This is a genomic window from Nocardiopsis coralli (assembly GCF_014892575.1).
Taxonomy (GTDB): domain Bacteria; phylum Actinomycetota; class Actinomycetes; order Streptosporangiales; family Streptosporangiaceae; genus Nocardiopsis; species Nocardiopsis coralli.
In genome coordinates, this window is record NZ_JADBGI010000026.1 from 41,268 (window position 1) to 59,427 (window position 18,160).

Here is an 18,160-nt window from a genome sequence, read left to right on the forward strand (position 1 = left end):
GCCATGGCCTACTACCGAAGCGTCGGGGACGTGCCCCGCACCCGCCACACCCAGCACCCCAACCCCGAGGGCGGGCTCTACTACGAGGAACTCATGGGGGAGGAGGGCTTCTCCAGCGACTCCTCGCTGCTGTACCACCGGGCGATCCCCTCGGCCATCGCCGACGCCGCCGAGTGGCAGGTGCCCGACCAGAGCCGCACCCGCAACGCCCCGCTGATCCCGCGCCACCTGAAACTGCACGACCTCTTCCCCGGGCAGGCGTGGAAGGACGCCGACGTGGTGGGGTCGCGCCGCCTGGTGCTGGGCAACGAGGACGTGCGCATCTCCTACGTCGCCGCCGGTGCGCCCTCGCAGCTGTACCGCAACGGCATCGGCGACGAGTGTGTCTACGTCGAGTCCGGCCAGGGCCGGGTGGAGACCGTCTTCGGGGTGCTGGAGGTCGGCGGGGGCGACTACGTCGTGATCCCGCGCTCGACCACACACCGGTGGGTGCCCACCGGTCAGGAACCCCTGCGTGCGTACGCGATCGAGGCGAGCAGCCACATCGCCCCGCCCAAGCGGTACCTGTCGCGGTACGGGCAGTTCCTGGAGCACTCCCCCTACTGCGAGCGCGACCTGCGCGGTCCCGAGGGACCGCTCCTGGCCGAGGGCGAGAACGTGGACGTGCTCATCAAACACCGGGGCGACGGCCCGGGCGGGATCTCCGGCACCCGCTACACCTACCCCACGCACCCCTTCGACGTCGTGGGATGGGACGGGTGCCTGTACCCGTACGTGTTCAACGTGGCCGACTTCCAGCCCATCACCGGCCGGGTGCACCAGCCGCCGCCGGTCCACCAGGCCTTCGAGGGCCACAACTTCGTGATCTGCAACTTCGTGCCGCGCAAGGTCGACTACCACCCGAAGGCGATCCCGGTGCCCTACTACCACTCCAACGTCGACTCCGACGAGGTCATGTTCTACTGCGGCGGCGACTACGAGGCGCGCAAGGGGTCGGGGATCGGGCAGGGCTCGATCTCGCTGCACCCGGGCGGGCACTCCCACGGGCCCCAGCCCGGCGCCTACGAACGCAGCATCGGGGCGCAGGCCTTCGACGAGCTCGCGGTCATGGTCGACACCTTCCGGCCACTGGACCTGGGTGAGGGCGGCCGTGCGGTGGACGACGGCGTCTACGCCTGGACCTGGGTGAGGAACGCCCGGTGAGCGCGCTGTTGTACCGCCGCCTGTTCGACGACGCCGCGCTGTTCCCGCCGGGGAACGCGCCCCTGGGCCAGGCGCTGCCCGACCACCGCGCCCACCGTGCCGGGCCGAGGGACGAACACGTGGGCCCCTTCCTGGTCTCCGACGCACGGGTGGCCGAGCTGCGCGCGCTGCTGTCCCGGGAGGAGGACGCCCACGGCCCGCTGGAGACGGTGGTGACCGTGCCCGGCGGTGCGCCCGGTGTCCCCACGGCGCTGGCGGCCGCCGACGACCCGCGCCTGCGCCTGGCGGGGGTGGAGGTCGCTGCCGCGCCCGGCGGGGTCGGTGAGGTGGCCGGGGCGCTGGAGCGGCACCTGCCGCCCGGGGCGAGCGCCTACGTGGAGCTCTCCCGCGAGGGCGAGGTGGACGCCGACCTGGCGGAGCTGGCCGGGTCCGGGTTCCACGCCAAGTTCCGGACCGGCGGTGTGAGCGCCGCCGCGCACCCGGGGGAGGAGGAGCTGGCCCGGTTCCTGCACGCGGCGGTGGGGGCGGCGGTGGCCTTCAAGTGCACCGCGGGCCTGCACCACGCGGTGCGCCACACCAGCGCGGAGGGGTTCGAGCAGCACGGGTTCCTCAACGTGCTCCTGGCCACCGCGGCCCTGCTGGACGGTGCCACGGCCGGCGAGGCGGCGGAGGTACTGGCCCGGCGTGAGGGCCACGCCCTGGCACGGGAGGCCGCGCGCCTCGGTGACACCGGTTCCGAGCGTCTGCGTACCGCCTTCCACTCCTTCGGTACCTGCAGTGTCACCGAGCCTCTGGAGGACCTGGTGGTGCTCGGCCTGCTGCCCGCCCCCGCGACGCGTCCCTGAACCTGCGAACACGGAAAGTGACACCCCTGATGAGTGAGACCTGGCTCGAGGTGGCCCCGGACGCCGAGTTCGGCCCGGCCACCCTGCCCTACGGTGTGTTCAGCACCGACCCCGAGGGTGCCGAACGCCGCACCGGTGTGGCGATCGGTGCGTACGTGCTCGACCTGGGCGCGGCGGCCCGCGCCCTGGACGCCCCCTACGCCGAGCAGGTGCAGGGTCCGACCCTGGATGCGTTCATGGCCGCCGGCCGTGAGGTGTGGGACCGGGTGCGCGCTGACCTGCAACGCTGGCTGGGCGATCCCGCGTTCGAGGCGGCGGTCCGACCGCACCTGGTCGACCGTGGCTCGGTACGCCTGCACCTGCCCTTCACGGTCGCCGACTACGTGGACTTCTACGCCTCCGAGCACCACGCCTCCAACGTGGGCCGTATCTTCCGCCCCGAGCAGGAGCCGCTCACCCCGAACTGGAAGCACCTGCCCATCGGCTACCACGGGCGGGCCGGCACGGTGGTGGTCTCGGGCACCGACGTGGTGCGCCCCAGCGGCCAGCGCAAACCCCCCACGGAGCCCGCCCCGCTGTTCGGCGCGTCGGTGCGCCTGGACATCGAGGCCGAGGTCGGGTTCGTGGTGGGGACGCCCAGCCCGATGGGTGAGGCGGTGCAGGTGGACGACTTCGCCGAGCACGTGTTCGGGGTGTTCCTGCTCAACGACTGGTCCTCGCGGGACCTGCAGGCCTGGGAGTACGTGCCGCTGGGGCCCTTCCTGGGCAAGTCGTTCGCCACGTCCGTCTCCCCGTGGATCGTGCCCGTGGCGGCCCTGGAAGCGGCCCGGGTGGAACCCCCGGCGCAGGACCCCGAACCGCTGCCCTACCTCAAGGGCGCGCAGGCCTGGGGGCTGGACCTTCGGCTGGAGGTGTACCTGAACGGGCACCGGGTGGCGAGCCCGCCCTTCGAGACCATGTACTGGACCGCCGCCCAGCAGCTGGCGCACATGACGGTCAACGGCGCCTGCCTGCGCACCGGGGACGTGTTCGCCTCGGGCACGGTCAGCGGCCCCGAGCGCGACCAGCGCGGGTGCCTGCTGGAGCTGACCTGGAGCGGGCAGGAGCCCTTGGTGCTGCCCGACGGAACCGAGCGCACGTTCCTGGAGGACGGCGACGAGGTCACCATCACCGCCACCGCCCCGGGCCCGGACGGTGCGCGGGTGCACTTCGGGGAGGTCACCGGGACGGTCCTTCCCGCCCGATGAGCTCCGGAACACGGGCGCCGTAGACGGGGATCGGGCCCGATACCGTGGCCGGTTCCCCCACAGAAAGGACCCCCCCCATGGCTGGGAAGGACCCGCGGCCCCAGGACGACTACGCCACCGGAACGCCCGCCGAGGAGAGCGCCGAGCCGGCACGGGACGACTACGCCACCGGAGAGCCGGACGAGGGCGGTGACCAGGACCCCGCCTGAGCGGGATCGGTGTATGGCACGTCTGTGGCCCGCGGGCCGGAAGGCTTTCCCTCCGGCCCGCGGGCCACGCGCTGTTACGTCCCCTACTCGACGGGTCGGGCGATCAGGGCCGAGTTGACCACGTCGTCACAGGGGTGCATCTCCACCAGCGGTGTGAAACCGCACAGGTCGTCCGGTGAGACCGAGGGGTACAGGGCGGTGCGCAGCCGGTGCGCCGATCGGGTGATGAGCAGGGCGTCGGGGCGCATCGCGGTGGACAGCGCGCGGGTGATGGTGCGTTTGGCGCCGGAATCGGTGCCCACCAGCGCCGCGAGCAGCACGGCGTCGCACGATGCGGTGGCGGGCAGGTCCACGGCCGAGGCGGCGTCGGTACAGACCGTGTGCACCTGCGTGCCGAGCGCCTCGTGCAGGGCCGAGGCCAGGTCACAGGCCTCGGCGTCGTTGTCGACGGCGGTGACGTGCACGCCGTGGTCCTGGGCCAGCACGAGGGCGGTCAGGGGCAGCGGTCCTGCGCCCAGCACCACCGCCGAGCGCGGGTGCTCGGCACCCACGGCGTCCAGGCCGGCGAGTTCGAAGCGCACCAGGCGCCGGTAGTTGTCCAGGTAGGGGAAGCGCGCCAGCTCCGCCCAGGGGTCGTCGGCGGCGATGACGCGCCGGGCCCAGGCGCGTTCGAGTTCTCCCTCGCCGCGGGCGCTGACGGTTCTGAGCGAGTCCAGGAGTGTGTCCACGGCCGGGGCGGCCATCAGCTGCTCGGTGAGGTGGTCGTCGACGACGGTGCACAGGTCGACCAGGTGCCCGAAGGCCGCGTCGACCTCGGGGCAGGGGCGCAGGTCGGCGGCGCTGAGCTGGGCTTCGAGCGCGCGCAGGTCGGCCAGGAGGTCGGGCGGGGTGGGCTTGCGGGCGGGGGCGCGGTCTCGGGTGGGTGTCTCGGTCACGGGCATCCCTTCGGTGAATGCGCAGGTCATGGCATGGGTTTCGGGGGTCGGGCGTGCTCGGGCACGGCGGTCCCGGTTCGGGTCGCCGCAACCACGCTGCATATGATAATCATTTTCATGTGAGTGGTTGCGAACTATGTCCAGGAGGCCGGGATGCTCGACGTGGTGGACCTGACCGTTCGGGCCGGCGGTGACCGGGTCGGCGGCACCGGCGAACGCACCCCCGTCGACGGGGTCGGCTTCACCGTGGAACCGGGGGAGAGGCTCGGCCTGATCGGTGAGTCCGGTTCCGGCAAGTCCCTGACCGCGCTCGCCCTCATGGGGATGCTGCCGCCCGGGTGCACCGCCCGGGGCAGCGTGCGCCTGCAGGGCCGCGAGCTCCTCGGGCTCGGGGAGAAGGAGCTGCGCGGTGTGCGCGGGAGCCGGATGGCGATGGTCTTCCAGGACGCCCTGAGCGCCCTCAACCCGCTGGTGCGCGTGGGCCGCCAGGTCGCCGAACCGCTGCGCCGCCACCGGGGCATGGACGCACGCCGGGCCGCACGGGCCGCTGTGGAACTGCTCGACCAGGTGGGGATCCCCCACCCCGAGCACGCCGCCCGCGCCCACCCCGCCCACCTGTCCGGCGGCCAACGCCAACGGGTGTGCATCGCCATGGCCCTGGCCTGCCGCCCCCGCGTGCTCATCGCCGACGAACCCACCACCGCGCTGGACGCCACCGTCCAGGCCGACATCCTCGACCTGCTGGAACGGTCCCTGGACGCGGCCGGCGAGCCCAGACCTGCCCTGCTCTTCATCTCCCACGACCTGGCCGTGGTCTCGCGCGTGTGTGAACGGCTCCTGGTCATGCGCGGGGGCCACATCGTCGAGCAGGGCCGGGCCCAGGACCTGCTGCGCGCCCCCGAACACAGCTACACCCGCACCCTGGTGGCCGACGCCAGGGCCCTGGCCCGCCCCTGATGCCGACCGCCCGCCACGCACAGCCCCACCCCCACAACCGCGAGGAAGCCCGCCCATGCCCTCCCCTGTCCTGCTCTCGGCCAGTGGCCTGCACCTGTGCCACCGGACCCGCAGCACACCCCTGTCCCGGCCCCGGGTGACCACCGCCCTGGACGGGGTCGCCCTGAGCCTGGCCGAGGGCGAGCGCCTGGGGGTGGTCGGCGAGTCCGGTTCGGGCAAGTCCACGCTGGTGCGTGTCCTGCTCGCGCTCGAACGCCCCGACGCCGGTCAGGTCCGGTTCGGCCCCGAACAGCGTCCGGTGCGCGCCGGCAGTGCCCGGAGCACACGCTGGTTCCGCTCCCAGGTGCAGTTCGTGCCCCAGGACCCGGCCGGCTCGTTCAACCCGCGCCTGCGCGTGGGCGAGAGCATCGCCGAACCGCTGGCCTGCCTGGGCATCGGCGGGGACCACCGCGCACGCGTGGGCGAGGTCCTGGAGGCGGTCGGCCTGCAGGCGTGCATGGCCGAGCGCCACCCGCACGAGTTCTCCGGCGGACAGCGCCAACGCCTGGCCGTCGCCCGCGCCCTGGCCCCCGGCCCGCGCGTGCTGATCGCCGACGAGCCGGTGAGTGCGCTCGACGTCTCCTCCCAGGCCAGGATCATCGAACTGTTGAACCGGCTCAGCAGCGAGCACGGGCTCGGTCTGCTCCTGGTCTCGCACGAGCTGGGGGTGGTGCGCCGCCTGTGCGAACGGGTCATGGTCATGCGCCGGGGCCGGGTCGTGGAACAGGGGGAGACCGCCCGGGTCCTGGACCACCCGGTCGATCCCTGCACACGCCGCCTGGTCGAGGCCGTGCCCCGCCTGCCCGCGCTCGAGGAGGGCGAGAACGGACCCCGCACCCGCCCGGCAGGCCCGGGCCCCCGACCCGCGGACCGTGCCCCGGTCCGCTGAACCACACCGGAGGAAACAACCGTGACGACCGCCTCTGTGGCGCGCCGCCTCAACCCGCTGCGCCGTTGGTCCCTGCTGAGCAGGTTCACCGAACTCGGTGGCGTGGCCCGACTGCTGCTGCTCACCCAACTCGCCTTCAACCTGGGCTTCTACCTCGTGGTGCCGTTCCTGGCGGTGCACCTGGCCCAGGACCTGGCCATGGCCGGATGGGCGGTCGGGGTCGTGCTGGGTGTACGTACCTTCAGCCAACAAGGGCTGTTCGTGGTCGGCGGGGCCCTGGCCGACCGGTTCGGGACCCGGCGTGTGGTGCTGGCCGGGTGTGTGGTGCGCATCGCCGGGTTCGTCGTGCTGGCCGCGGCGCCGACCTTCCCGGTCGTGCTGCTGGGCGCGGTGCTGACCGGGTTCGCCGGGGCGCTGTTCTCCCCGGCCGTGGAGGCGGCCCTGGCCGAGGAGGGCTCCGACTGCGAGAAGCGCGGCGGGATGACCAGGGCCGAGCTCTTCGCCCTGTTCGCGGTCTTCGGCGAGGTCGGCTCGGTGACCGGGCCGCTGCTGGGCGCGATGCTGCTGGGCGTGGACTTCGCCCTGACCTGCACGGTGGCCGCGGCGGTGTTCGTGCTGATCTGGGCCGGCCACTACCGGATGCTGCCGCGCACCCCGGGCCGGAGTTCCGGGGAGCCGGTCCTGGCCGGGTGGGCCGGTGTGCTGCGCAACCGCGCCTTCCTGGTCTTCGCGGCCGGATACAGCGCCTACCTGGTCAGTTACAACCAGCTCTATCTGGCGCTGCCGGTGGAACTGGAGCGCGCCACCGGCGGACAGGGCGCCCTGGGGTGGATGTTCGCCCTGGCCTCGGTGCTCATCGTGGTGGGCCAGCTGCCCCTGGCCGCGTGGGCGCGCGGGCGCCTGGGGCCGGCGAGGGCGCTCCCGCTCGGGTTCGGCCTGCTGGCGGCGGCCTTCGCGGCGGTCGCGGTGAGCGCACCCCTGGACCCGTTGCCGGGGCCCTGGGCGCTCGCCCCGGCGGTGGCGCTGGTGGTGCTGCTGACGCTGGGCCAGATGCTGTCGGTGCCCGTGGCCCAGGACCTGGTGCCGCGGTTGGCCGGTGAGCAGCGCCTGGGCAGCTATTTCGGGTTCTTGTCCTCGGTGGGGGGTGTGGCCGTGCTGGCGGGCAGTGCCTGTGCGGGCGCCCTGTTGGACCGGGCGCACGAACCCGCGCCGGGTGCCGCTCTGCCGTGGGCGGTCATGGCGGTGCTCCCGGCCGTGGGCGGCCTCGTCCTGTGGTTGGTGGCGCGCCGAGCGGTGGCGCCCCGCAGCCGGGCCGCGGCTGCCGAGCGCGCCCCGGCCTGAGTCACCCACGGCCGGGCCCGGAGGCGGGGGACATCCCTGCCGCCGCTCGGAAAACGATTTTCATTTACGATCGATGTGCCCCTCAGTGCCCCCCTCGGAACAGAAAGTGTGCCCATGAGAGTCTCCCCTTCACGCGGGCCCGCCCTGCTCGGCGCCTTGACCGCGCTCGTGCTCCTGGCGACCGGCTGCTTCACCGACGGCGGCCAGGACACCGAGGGCCGACTCGGTGTCGCGCTGGCCTTCCCGCCCGTCAAGCAGATGTCGCCCTTCAGCGACGACGCCCTGCTGCTCGGCCGGGTCGGTGCGGCCGAACCCCTGACCAGGCTGGACGAGGAGGGAGAGCTCCAACCCCTGCTGGCCCAGGACTGGGACCAGGACGAGGACGGCGCCTGGACCCTGCAGCTGCGCGAGGACGTCACCTTCCACGACGGCACCCCGATGGAGGCCGAGCACGTGGCCGACGCTCTCGAGCACGCCTCCGCCGCGAGCCCGCGCCCGCGCGCCCTGGCCGGCACCGACCTGGAGGCCGACGCCGAGGACGAGCACACCGTGCGCATCGAGACCGGCGAGGCCGACCCGATCCTGCCCCAGCGCCTGTCCGCGCCCGAGCTGGCGATCCTGGCCCCGTCCGCCTACGAGGAGGACCCGGCCGCCCCCGACCCCGTCGGTGCGGGCACCGGCCCCTTCGAGCTCACCGAGGTCGGCGGCGGATCGGCCACCCTGGAGGCCCACACCGGGTACTGGAACGGGGCTCCCAGCGCCCAGGGCGTGGACGTGGACTTCGTGGAGAACGACGCGAGCCGTGTGGGCGGCCTGCGCACCGGCGAGGTCGACGTGGTCGACGCCGTGCCCATCGTCGAGGCCGAGGCCATGGACGAGGACGAACTGGTGGAGGTGCCGATCCCGCGTACGGTCGGGGTGCTGCTCAACAACGAGAGCGGCGCCTTCACCGACCCCGGTCTGCGGGCCGCCGCGGCCGGCGCGGTGGACAACGCACCCGTGGCCGAGGGGGTGTACGAGGGCCGCGCCGACGCCGTCGAGGGCCTCTACGGTCCGGTCAGCGACTGGGCCGTGCAGCGCCCGAGGCCCGAGGGCGCCGACCCCGGGGACGCCGGCGGCGAGGCCATCACCCTGGCCACCTACGACGACCGGCCCGAACTGCCCGAGGCGGCCTCCGCGGTGGCCGAGGACCTGCGCTCGGCCGGGTTCGAGGTCGAGGTCACCGTCCAGGACTTCGCGACCATGGAGACCGACCTGATGGAGGGCGCCTACGACGCCGTCATCGGCACCCGTTCCTACCTGGTCGAGACCAACGACCCGGTCAACTACCTCGCCTCGGACTGGAGCTGCGAGGGCAGCTACAACCTCGCCCGCTTCTGCGAGGAGGACATCGACACGATGATCGCCGAGGCCGCCGGGCACACCGAGCCCGAGGAGCGCCACGAGGCGGCCGTGGAGATCGAGGAGGCGGTCCTGGCCACCGACTCCTTCGTGCCGCTGGTGGCCGAGCGCGCCCGGGTGGGCGTGGCCGAGGGCGTGGAGGGCGTGGCCCAGGACCCGCTGGAGCGCACCCTGGTCACCGAACGGACCCAGGCCCCGTGAGCGCGCCGACACAGGAACGTTCCGGTCGGGGCACCGCGGCTGCGTCCGGGTTGCGCGGGCCGCTGACCGTACTGGCTTCCTGCGCGGGGGTGGCGTTCGTGGTGGGCGCCCTGCCCTGGCTCAGCGGCAACGATCCCGCACAGACGGTGCTGCGGGCACGCTCGGCCGAACGCGAGGCCGACGCGCAGGCGCTGGAATCGGTACGCCGCGAACTCGACCTGCCCTCCGGCCCCGTCACCGGGACCCTGGAGTGGATGGGCGGGGCTCTGCGCGGGGACCTGGGGGTGTCCTGGGTCAGCGGCGCCCCCGTGGCACCCTCGATCGCCTCGGCCCTGGGGGTCTCGGCCGCCCTGGCCGCCGCGGCTGCGCTGATCGCCCTGGCCACCGGGTTGCTCGTGGTCCTGCCCGGCCTGGTGCGGGCGGTGCGCTCGCACCGGGGGCCCGGGCGCGGGGCCGACGTGACCGGCGCGGCCCTGGCCTCGACCCCCGACTTCCTGCTCGCCTCGGTGTTGCTGTCGGTGGTGGCCGTGGGATGGGGTCTGGCGCCCACTTCCGGGTGGGAGGGGCCGGCGCACATGGTGCTGCCGGCCCTGGCCCTGGGGCTTCCCGCGGGCGGTCTGATCAGCCGGGTGCTGGCCGGGGCGCTGTCGGCGACGCTGGCCGAGGCCTGGGTACGCACCTGGCGTGCGGTCGGCTGCTCCCCGGCGGTACTGGCGCTGTCGTTGCTGCGGCGGACCGTGGCGGTGGCCCTGCCGCAGGTGCTGCTGGTCTTCGCGGGACTGATGGGTTCCTCGGTCATCGTGGAGAGCGTCTTCGCCGTCCCCGGCCTGGGGCACACGGCCCTGGACGGGGTCCTGGCCCAGGACCTGCCCCGGGTGCAGGGGGCGGTGGCCGCGCTGGTGGTGATGGGCCTGGCCGTGGGAGGTGCGGGCATCCTGCTGCACCGTGCGCTGCTGGGTCCGGCCCTGGGCTCGGCCGGTCTGTCCCCTGCCGTGGCCGCGGGCGCCCCGCCGCGGTCCCTGCCGGCGCTCCTGGGCGGGGTCCTGGTCGCGGTGGTCGCCCTGGGGCTGCTGCGCGACCCGGACGCGGTCGGTCTCACCGCCCGGCTGGAGGCCCCATCGCCGGCCCACCCCCTGGGCACCGACGCTCTGGGGCGCGACGTGTGGGCACGGTTCGGCCACGGTGCCCTGATCAGCGTGGGCGCCGGGGTGGCGGTGAGCCTGGTGGCGCTGGCCGTGGGCACCGCCGTGGGTGTGTGCGGACGCCGGGCGCGCGCGGGCGCGGCCGACGTGCTCAACGCGCTCCCGCCGGTCCTGGTCGGTGTGCTGGTGGCCGCGGTGGCCGGGCCCGGCCTGGGCGGTGCCATGGCGGCGGTGGCGGCGGTCGCGTGGATCCCGATCGCCGTGCACGCGCGCACTCTGGCCACGGAGGTGCGGGCCTCGGGGTTCCACCTGGCGGCCGTGGCCGGGGGAGCGGGGCCGGTGTGGCTGGCCCGGCGCCACCTGGTGCCCTCGGTGCTCCCGGCGGTGTCCCGGCACGCGTTGATGCGCATCCCCCACAACACCCTGGCGCTGGCCGGACTGAGCTTCCTGGGCCTGGGTGCGCCGCACGACTCACCGGAGTGGGGCGCGATGCTGGCCGAGGGGGTGCGCTACGTCGAGCGCGCCCCGTGGGTGGTGGCGGTCCCGGCGCTGGGGTTGGCCCTGCTGGGGGCGGTCGCCTCGCTGGTGCGCACACGCCGGCCGGAGCGCTGAACCCCGGGCGGGCCGCCGATGTGCGAGTCGCTTTCACCCATTGCCGCGGCGGGCAACTTTGGGTAAGCAGGTGAGGTACGTCACCGGCCGGTGCGGCGATGCCGCGCGGGCCGGGGCGTGTCCCGCCGGCGTCGTCGCAAGGGGTCAGCATGAGGACGGAACGACCTTTCACCACCTGTGCGGCGGCCGCGGCCTCCGCGGTGCTCCTGGCCGCCACGGGGTGTTCGGGGGGAGGTGACCGCGACCCGGACACCGTCCGCGTCGTCTACCAGCACTACGGCACCTTCATCGCGATGGACACCCTGATGCAGAAGGTCAAGGAGGAGTTCGAGGCAGACAACCCCGGCACCACCGTCGAGCTGAACGCGATCGAGGCCCCGCCGGAGGACTTCCAGACCCAGGTCAACCTGATGAACGGCTCGCCCAGTGAGGCGCCCGACCTCATTTACCAGGACACCTTCACCATCAACCAGGACGCCGACGCCGGCTACCTCATGCCCCTGGACGACCACTTCGCCTCCTGGGACGAGGCCGAGCACGTCAACGACCAGGAGGCCGAGGCCGTCACCTCCCTGGACGGCGACCGGTACGGGGTCATGCTCGGCACCGACGTGCGCGGGCTCTGGTACAACACCGAACTGCTCGAGGAGGCCGGGGTGGAGACACCCTGGGAACCCGGCTCCTGGGACGAGGTGCTCGAGGCCGTCCGCACCGTCGACGCCGAACTCGGCGACGAGGTGATCCCGATGAACGTGTACTCGGGCACCCCGGCCGGGGAGATGGCCGCCCTGCAGGGGTTCCAGATGCTGCTCAGCGGCACCGGCGACACGCTCTTCGACGAGGACTCCGAACAGTGGATCGTCGACAGCACCGGGTTCACCGAGTCCCTGGAGTTCGTGCACACCCTCTTCGACGAGGACCTCACCCTCGACGCGCAGGACGCCCTGGACGCCAACATCGGCACCCTCAACAACGAGGAGCGCTTCCCCTCGGGAGAGCTGGCCATCAGCCTGGAGGGCTCCTGGGCCACCCAGTCCTGGATCGAGGAGGCCAACCAGCCCTGGCCCGAGTGGGAGGAGACGATGGAGTTCGTGCCCATGCCCACCCAGGACGGCCAGGACCCCGGCATCACGAGCATGTCCGGCGGGTGGGCGCTGTCGATGGGCGCCCACGCCACCGACCCGGACCTGGCCTGGGAGGTCATGACCCACGCGCTCTCGCAGGAGCACGCGGTCAAGTTCGCCGTCGAGGGCGGCCAGATCCCGGTGCGTGACGACGTCGCCGAGGACCCGGACTTCCTGGAGGCCGCGCCCATGGCCGAGGAGATGGCCGAGCTGGTGGAGGTCACCGGGTTCCGCCCGGCCTACAGCGAGTACCCGCAGGTGTCGTTGGCGATCCAGGAGGCGATGGAGGCGGTGATGCTCGGCGAGGCGACCCCGCAGGAGGCCGCGGAGGTCTACGCCGAGGAGGTCGAGGGCATCGTGGGCCCCGACCAGGTCACGGGTTCCTGAGCATGGCCGTCCGGGCGCACACCCCCGCGCCCCGCCGCGCGCCGTCCCGGTCCGGCGGGGCCGGGGCGCGCACGTTCTGGGAGCGCACCGCACGGTGGGCGGTGCCGATGGGACCGGCCCTGTTCCTGCTGCTGGCCTTCTTCGCCGGCCCGATCCTGTGGACGGTGTGGGCCTCCCTGACCGACGTGGCCCTGACCGGGGCGCAAGCGGCCGACACCCGTTTCGTGGGCACCGCCAACTTCGAGGCGCTGCTGGCCGACCCGCGGTTCCGCACCGCCGTGGTGCTGACCGTGGTCTTCCTGGCCGGGTGTGTGCTCGGCCAGACCGTGCTGGGCCTGGCGCTGGCCCTGTTGATGCAGCACCGCCACGGCTGGGTGCGGGGGCTGGTCGGTGCGGTGGTGGTCGGCGCCTGGGTGGTGCCCGAGGTCGTGGCCGGGTTCGTCTGGTACGCGTTCCTGGAGCGCGAGGGCACCCTCAACGCGGTCCTGGGGTGGTTCGGCGGCGCCGAGCAGAACTGGCTGTTCACCGCGCCCCTGCTGGCGGTGGTCCTGGCCAACATCTGGAAGGGCACCGCCTTTTCGATGATGACCTACTCGGCGGGGCTGTCGGAGGTGCCCGAGGACCTGAAGGAGGCCGCCCGCGTGGACGGGGCCTCCGGGTTCCAGGTGCTGCGGCACGTGGTCCTGCCGCTGCTGCGCCGCACCCTGGCCACGACGCTGCTGCTCATCACCCTGCAGACCGTGCAGGTGTTCACGCTGATCTTCGTCATGACCTCCGGAGGGCCCGGCGCGCGCAGCACCACCCTGCCGCTGCTCATGTACCAGGAGGCGCTGCAGATGGGCGACCTGGGTTACGGGACGGCGATCGCGCTGGCCCTGCTGGTCGTGGCCGGGCTGTTCTCGACGGTGTACGTGTGGCTGCTGCGCAAGGAGGAGGCACGGTGAGCGGTGGTCGGAGCAGGGGGCGGCGCCTGCGGGTGAGCAGTCCGAGCCGGGCCGGGGGCAGCCTGCTTGCCCACCTGGTCCTGGCCGGGTTGGGGCTGGTCTTCCTGCTGCCGCTGCTGTGGATGGTCTTCGCCTCGGTGGACCCGGACGCGTCGCTGCGCGCGAGCTGGCCCTCGGGTTTCACGCTGGACCACTTCACGGCGATCATGACGCCCGAGATCGTCTACGTCCCGATCTGGAACAGCATCCTGACCTGCGGGGGAGCGGCGCTCATCACCGCGGTGTGCTCGATGCTGGCCGCCTACCCGCTCTCGCGCTACCAGCTGCGGTTCAAGAAACCGTTCCTGTACTCGGTCCTCTTCGCGACGGGGCTGCCCATCACCGCGATCATGGTGCCGGTCTACGGGATGTTCGTGCAGGCCAACCTGTTGAACTCGCTGACGGCCACGACCCTGTTCCTGGCGGCGAGCACGCTGCCGTTCGGGATCTGGCTGACCAAGAACTTCATCGACGGCATCCCCATCAGTCTGGAGGAGGCCGCCTGGGTCGACGGCGCCTCGGCCTGGCAGTCGATGCGGTACCTGGTCGCACCGCTGTTGGCCCCGGGGCTGTCGGTGGTCGCGATCTTCACCCTGGTCACGACCTGGGGCAACTTCTTCGTGCCCTTCATCCTGCTCACCAGCCCGGAGAAGATGCCCGCGGCCGTGCGGGTCTTCACCTTCTTCGGCCAGTACGGGTCGGTGCGCTACGGCGAGCTGGCCGCCTACTCACTGCTGTACACCGTGCCGGTGGTGGTGCTCTACCTCGTGGTCTCCCGGGCCCTGGGCGGGCGCTTCGCCCTGGGCGGCGCCCTCAAGGGCTGACCCGCCCAGGGCCGGTTCAGCGGCGCAGGCGCAGGGTCAGGATCTGGAACGGCCGCAGGGTGAAGACCGCCGCCCCGCCCTCGGCGCCACCCGGGCCGCCGGGCAGGTCCACGTCCAGGTGCGGGGCCTCCTCGTAGGGCTCCTCCAGCAGGTTGACCGCCTCGATGCCCGAGACGGGGAAGTGCGCGCGGGCGGTCGCGCTCGCCCGACCGCCACGGGCCTCGTACATGCGCACCACCACGTCACCGGAGCGGTCGTCGGCCAGCTTGACCGATTCCACGATCACCCCCGGGTCGTCCACGCTCACCAGGGGCTCGACGGCCCCGCCCGCGGCACGGCGCTGGGGCAGGTTGAGGCGGTACCCCTCCCGGACCGCGTCCTCGATGCCGGCGCCCGGGGCCAGGGAGTAACGGAACCGGTGCTCGCCCTGGTCGGTGTCGGGGTCGGGGAAGCGCGGCGCGCGCAGCAGCGACAGCCGCACGGTCGTGGTGGTGCCCCCGTCGGAGCGCACGTCGCGGGTGACGTCGTGGCCGTAGGTGGAGTCGTTGAGCACCGCCAGCCCGTAACCGGGTTCGGCCACGTGCACCCACCGGTGCGCGCAGATCTCGAACTTGGCCGCGTCCCAGGTGGTGTTGGTGTGCGTGGGACGCTCCACGTGCCCGAACTGGATCTCGGAGGAGGAGGCGTGCGCGCGCACGTCCAGGGGGAAGGCGGCCTTGAGCAGCTTCTCCCGCTCGTGCCAGGTGACGGTGGTGTCCACGTCCAGGCGCCGGGCCCCCGCCTCGAGGGTGAGGGTCTGGGTCAGGTGGGAGGAACCGAAGGAACGCCGCACCCGCACCGCGCCCGCCGTGTCCGCCCCCGGCCCCTGCACGGCCTCGACGCTGTCGGCCCCGGTCAGGTCGGTGACGGTGTTGCGGTAGAAGTGGTCCACGTCCCAGGCGTCCCACTGGTTGGGCAGGTCCTGGTGCAGTTGGAGCAGGTTGCCGGCCCGGCCCGGGGCGAGCGCCTCGCGCCCCTCCACCAGGTCGGTGACCGAGGTGAGCAGCCCGCGCTTGTCCACGTGCGCGCGCAGGAGCCCGTTGTCGAGGACGAAGCCCTCCTCCGTCTCGGCCACGGGCACGGTCTCGGCCGGGCGGGCCCGGTCCACGGGCAGGGCGCCCAGCGCCGGGACCCCTTCGCGCGGGTGCGGGCAGGCGTTGAAGATGGTCTCGCCGCTCTCCTCCGGTCCGGCCGAGTCGCGGGCCAGTGTGTGCTGGGCGGTCTCGATCAGTCCGGTGAGTTCGTGCGTGGCCCGGGCGTAGGACTGGGCGGCCTCGCGGTGCACCCAGGCGATGGAGCTGCCCGGCAGGATGTCGTGGAACTGGTTGAGCAGCACCGTGTGCCACAGCCCCTCGAGCTGCTCGTAGGGGTAGGCGGCGCCGGTGCGTACCGCGGCGGTGGCCGCCCACAGTTCGGCCTCGCGCAGCAGGTGTTCGCAGCGCCGGTTGCCCTGTTTGGTGGCCACCTGGCTGGTGTAGGTGCCGCGGTGGAACTCCAGGTACAGCTCGCCCCACCACACCGGGGCCTGGGGGTACTCGGCGCGGGCGCGCGCGAAGAAGGTCTCGGGGTGTTCGATCTGCACCCTGGGCGAGCCCTCCAGGTCCCGCAGCCGCCGGGCGCGGCCCAGCATCTCGCGGGTGGGCCCTCCTCCGCCGTCGCCGTGGCCGAAGGGCACCAGGGAGTGCGAGGAGCCGCCCTTGTCGCGGAAGGTGCGCGAGGCGTGGGCGAGCTCGGCGCCGGTGAGTTCGGCGTTGTAGGTGTCCACCGGCGGGAAGTGGGTGAACACGCGGGTGCCGTCCAGGCCCTCCCACCAGAACGTGTGGTGGGGGAAGGCGTTGGTCTGGCTCCAGGAGATCTTCTGGGTGAGGAACCAGCGCGACCCCGACAGCCGCACGAGCTGGGGCAGGGCGGCCGAGTACCCGAAGGAGTCGGGCAGCCACACCTCCTGGGTGTCCACGCCCAGCTCGTCGCGGAAGAAGCGTTTGCCGAAGCTGAACTGGCGGGCCAGGGCCTCGGACCCGGGCATGTTGGTGTCCGACTCCACCCACATTCCGCCCACGGGCACGAACTGGCCCCGGCGTGCGGCCTCGGTGACGCGGGCGAACAGGTCGGGTTCGTGCTCCTTGAGCCACGCCCACTGCTGGGCCTGGCTCATCGCGAAGACGAACTCCGGGTGCCCCTCGGCCAGGGAGACCACGTTGGCGCTGGTGCGCACCACCTTGCGCACGGTCTCGCGCACGGGCCAGAGCCAGGCGGAGTCGATGTGGGCGTGACCCACGGCCGAGAGCCGGTGGGCGGCGGGGGAGGCGGGCGATTCCAGGGCGGGTGCCAGGTGCCGGCGTGCGTCGGCGGCGGTGGCGGGGACGTCCTGCAGGTCGAGCGCGTCCAGGGTGCGTTCGAGGGCGCGCAGCAGTTCCCAGCGGCGCGGGTCGCCGGTGTCGAGCTCGCGCATGAGCCCGCCGGCCACCTCCAGGTCCAGGACCAGTTCCCACACCTGGTGTTCGAGGACGGCCAGGTCGGCGCGGGCGAGCCGGTAGAGGGGTTCGTCCTCGGGCCCGCGCCCGGAGCCGCGGTCGGTGGGCCGGAACGGCGGGTGACCGAGGATGACGGGGTTGGCGGCGGCCTCCACGTGCAGGGCCACGTCCTCGCCGCCGCGGGCCGCGTCCGTGACGGGGATCCAGGCGTTGCGAGGGTTGAGCCCTTTGACGATGCTGCCGTCGGGGCGCCGGACGAGCCCTTCGGCCTGGAACCCGGGGTTGGCGTCGTTGAAGCCGAGGTCGACCAGCGCCTCGACGGTGCGCCCGGCCCACGCCTCGGGCACCTGCCCGCGCAACCGGAACCAGGTGGTGCCCCAGGCCGGGCCCCAGGCGTCGCCGACGCGGGCGGGGGAGTGGGGCGCTGCGAGGGCCTCGTCGGCGGGCACGGGTTCGCCGGGTGCGTCCCAGCGGGCCACGTCCAGGGGGTGGAGGGTGGTGTGCACGGCTGGTCGGATGCGTTCTTCGAGGACCCGGTCCAGTCGTGCTTCGGTCAGCCGCCGGTCGTCGTGCACGCAGTTACCCCGTTCGGTCGTCGGGCCGGCTCACGCCGGTCACGCTCCCACCGCGCGGGGGCCGCGTCAACGGTCCGGGCCGGGGCCTGCGTGCGCGCCCAGGGAGCGCAACAGGTAGGGCAGGAGCTGGTCGGCCATCCGGTGTCCGGGGCCGGGCCCCTGGCCCGGGGTGTGGGGGATGAGGAAGGTGTGGCTGACCATGGGGCCGATGACCATCTCCCCGACCACGTCGGGTTCCTGCACGGGTTCGATCTCCCCGCGTTCGGCGGCACGCTCCAGCAGGGCCGAGACGCGCTGTTGCAGGGGCACGACGAAGTCGTCGAAGAGCACGTCGGCCAGGGCGCGGTTGTGTGCGGCCTCGCCGAGCACGGCGCGCAGCAGGCGCCCGGAGGCCCCGTCCAGGGCGCGTGCCTTGTCGTGCAGCAGGGTGGACAGGTCGCTGCGCAGGCTCCCGGTGTCGTGGTCGGGGCCCAGGTCCTCGGCCCAGGTCTGGGCGGCGCCCACGACCAGGTGTTCCTTGGAGCGCCAGCGGCGGTAGAGGGTCGCGGTGGAGACCCCCGCCTCCTTGGCGACGGCGGCGGTGGTCAGGCCGCTGTAGCCGTGGGACTGCAGGACGGAGAGGGTGGCCTCCATCAGCGCGCGGTCCCGCGTGGTGTCGCGGGGCCGTCCCCGGGTGGAGGCGGGTTCGGCCTCCGGCAGGTGCTCGGTGGTCATGACCGGAATCTTATGCGGG

General features: G+C 73.2%; 15 protein-coding genes. 12 read left to right on the top strand and 3 right to left on the bottom strand.

All coding sequences use genetic code 11. From position 1 onward, the window contains the following. The first annotated feature begins 3 nt into the window (after positions 1–3). The 4 genes from IDM40_RS23200 to IDM40_RS28705 all read left to right on the top strand — a co-directional run bounded on the left by IDM40_RS23200 (position 4) and on the right by IDM40_RS28705 (position 3,504). Positions 4–1,203 carry a homogentisate 1,2-dioxygenase gene (locus IDM40_RS23200; RefSeq protein ID WP_193124174.1) on the top strand — a complete coding sequence of 400 codons (1,200 nt, stop codon included), beginning with the start codon at positions 4–6 and terminating at the stop codon, positions 1,201–1,203. Next, positions 1,200–2,048 carry a hypothetical protein gene (locus tag IDM40_RS23205; RefSeq protein WP_193124175.1) on the top strand — a complete coding sequence of 283 codons (849 nt, stop codon included), beginning with the start codon at positions 1,200–1,202 and terminating at the stop codon, positions 2,046–2,048. Before IDM40_RS23200 ends, IDM40_RS23205 begins: the two co-directional genes overlap by 4 nt. A 29-nt stretch (positions 2,049–2,077) precedes the next feature. Next, a complete protein-coding gene (gene fahA, locus IDM40_RS23210; RefSeq protein ID WP_193124176.1) occupies positions 2,078–3,295 on the top strand; it encodes a fumarylacetoacetase in 1,218 nt (405 codons plus the stop codon). Between the two features lie 77 nt (positions 3,296–3,372). Then, complete coding sequence (locus IDM40_RS28705; protein ID WP_268959386.1) at positions 3,373–3,504, top strand: hypothetical protein; 132 nt, start codon at positions 3,373–3,375, stop codon at positions 3,502–3,504. An 83-nt stretch (positions 3,505–3,587) separates the two neighbouring features. On the opposite strand, the gene IDM40_RS23215 is transcribed toward IDM40_RS28705, so the two are convergent. Further along, the gene (locus IDM40_RS23215) at positions 3,588–4,445 is read right to left on the bottom strand and encodes a nicotianamine synthase family protein (protein ID WP_193124223.1); all 858 of its coding nucleotides are present in this window, start codon (positions 4,443–4,445) and stop codon (positions 3,588–3,590) included. A gap of 117 nt (positions 4,446–4,562) precedes the next feature. Here IDM40_RS23215 and IDM40_RS23220 point away from each other — a divergent pair, with 117 nt between their 5' ends. The 8 genes from IDM40_RS23220 (at position 4,563) to IDM40_RS23255 (ending at position 14,339) form a co-directional block, all read left to right on the top strand. Further along, complete coding sequence (locus IDM40_RS23220) at positions 4,563–5,396, top strand: ABC transporter ATP-binding protein (RefSeq protein WP_328807104.1); 834 nt, start codon at positions 4,563–4,565, stop codon at positions 5,394–5,396. A 55-nt stretch (positions 5,397–5,451) separates the two neighbouring features. Further along, on the top strand, positions 5,452–6,324 hold the full coding sequence (locus tag IDM40_RS23225; protein ID WP_193124177.1) for an ABC transporter ATP-binding protein: 873 nt from the start codon (positions 5,452–5,454) through the stop codon (positions 6,322–6,324). A gap of 21 nt (positions 6,325–6,345) precedes the next feature. Beyond that, a complete protein-coding gene (locus tag IDM40_RS23230) occupies positions 6,346–7,665 on the top strand; it encodes an MFS transporter (RefSeq protein WP_193124178.1) in 1,320 nt (439 codons plus the stop codon). Between the two features lie 114 nt (positions 7,666–7,779). After that, complete coding sequence (locus IDM40_RS23235; protein ID WP_193124179.1) at positions 7,780–9,267, top strand: ABC transporter substrate-binding protein; 1,488 nt, start codon at positions 7,780–7,782, stop codon at positions 9,265–9,267. Next, positions 9,264–11,021, top strand: coding sequence for an ABC transporter permease subunit (locus IDM40_RS23240; RefSeq protein WP_193124180.1), 1,758 nt, complete (start codon positions 9,264–9,266; stop codon positions 11,019–11,021). The genes IDM40_RS23235 and IDM40_RS23240 overlap by 4 nt, the downstream gene beginning before the upstream one ends. Positions 11,022–11,170: 149 nt before the next feature. Continuing rightward, a complete protein-coding gene (locus IDM40_RS23245) occupies positions 11,171–12,532 on the top strand; it encodes an extracellular solute-binding protein (RefSeq protein WP_193124181.1) in 1,362 nt (453 codons plus the stop codon). 107 nt (positions 12,533–12,639) lie between these two features. Next, a complete protein-coding gene (locus IDM40_RS23250) occupies positions 12,640–13,476 on the top strand; it encodes a carbohydrate ABC transporter permease (protein WP_193124225.1) in 837 nt (278 codons plus the stop codon). Beyond that, positions 13,473–14,339 carry a carbohydrate ABC transporter permease gene (locus IDM40_RS23255; protein ID WP_328807105.1) on the top strand — a complete coding sequence of 289 codons (867 nt, stop codon included), beginning with the start codon at positions 13,473–13,475 and terminating at the stop codon, positions 14,337–14,339. The genes IDM40_RS23250 and IDM40_RS23255 overlap by 4 nt, the downstream gene beginning before the upstream one ends. 16 nt (positions 14,340–14,355) lie before the next feature. On the opposite strand, the gene IDM40_RS23260 is transcribed toward IDM40_RS23255, so the two are convergent. Further along, the gene (locus tag IDM40_RS23260) at positions 14,356–17,427 is read right to left on the bottom strand and encodes an alpha-mannosidase (RefSeq protein WP_193124182.1); all 3,072 of its coding nucleotides are present in this window, start codon (positions 17,425–17,427) and stop codon (positions 14,356–14,358) included. A 66-nt stretch (positions 17,428–17,493) separates the two neighbouring features. Further along, entirely contained in the window at positions 17,494–18,141 is a 648-nt protein-coding gene (locus IDM40_RS23265; protein ID WP_193124183.1) for a TetR/AcrR family transcriptional regulator, read from the bottom strand. Between the last annotated feature and the right edge of the window lie 19 nt (positions 18,142–18,160).

Excerpts from the sequence above, each read along its gene's own strand:
- IDM40_RS23200 (WP_193124174.1), top strand. The coding sequence starts at position 4 with ATGGCCTACTACCGAAGCGTCGGGGACGTGCCCCGCACCCGCCACACC.
- fahA (WP_193124176.1), top strand. The coding sequence starts at position 2,078 with ATGAGTGAGACCTGGCTCGAGGTGGCCCCGGACGCCGAGTTCGGCCCG.
- IDM40_RS28705 (WP_268959386.1), top strand. The coding sequence starts at position 3,373 with ATGGCTGGGAAGGACCCGCGGCCCCAGGACGACTACGCCACCGGAACG.
- IDM40_RS23215 (WP_193124223.1), bottom strand. The coding sequence starts at position 4,445 with ATGCCCGTGACCGAGACACCCACCCGAGACCGCGCCCCCGCCCGCAAG.
- IDM40_RS23225 (WP_193124177.1), top strand. The coding sequence starts at position 5,452 with ATGCCCTCCCCTGTCCTGCTCTCGGCCAGTGGCCTGCACCTGTGCCAC.
- IDM40_RS23235 (WP_193124179.1), top strand. The coding sequence starts at position 7,780 with ATGAGAGTCTCCCCTTCACGCGGGCCCGCCCTGCTCGGCGCCTTGACC.
- IDM40_RS23245 (WP_193124181.1), top strand. The coding sequence starts at position 11,171 with ATGAGGACGGAACGACCTTTCACCACCTGTGCGGCGGCCGCGGCCTCC.
- IDM40_RS23250 (WP_193124225.1), top strand. The coding sequence starts at position 12,640 with ATGGGACCGGCCCTGTTCCTGCTGCTGGCCTTCTTCGCCGGCCCGATC.
- IDM40_RS23265 (WP_193124183.1), bottom strand. The coding sequence starts at position 18,141 with ATGACCACCGAGCACCTGCCGGAGGCCGAACCCGCCTCCACCCGGGGA.